General features: G+C 32.2%; 1 protein-coding gene. It reads left to right on the top strand.

The window, feature by feature from the left end; all coding sequences use genetic code 11:
• Positions 1–201, top strand: a 201-nt coding sequence (locus CWB72_RS20675) for a hypothetical protein (RefSeq protein ID WP_171037377.1), incomplete at its 5' end; no start/stop codon positions are given.
• Positions 202–208: the final 7 nt, after the last annotated feature.

Raw genomic sequence — 208 nt, 5'->3', positions numbered from 1 at the left:
TATGAGAAATTTGAAGAGTATCGGTCATTAACTAGTTATTTGCTCTCCGTAGAAGTAGAAAAAGCTGAAGGGCAAATTACTTACTATGAATTAACAATTGATGGAACAAATACAGAAGACCCAGATGAGGTGTTTACACCTAAGTCTTTTAAGGAATCAAAAGAATTTATGGAAAATATAGTTAATGAATGTTCTGCTTAAAGCGGTA

It is taken from the genome of Pseudoalteromonas phenolica (assembly GCF_005886345.1).
GTDB classification, from domain to species: domain Bacteria; phylum Pseudomonadota; class Gammaproteobacteria; order Enterobacterales; family Alteromonadaceae; genus Pseudoalteromonas; species Pseudoalteromonas phenolica_A.
This window is presented reverse-complemented; position numbering and strand designations above follow the sequence as displayed.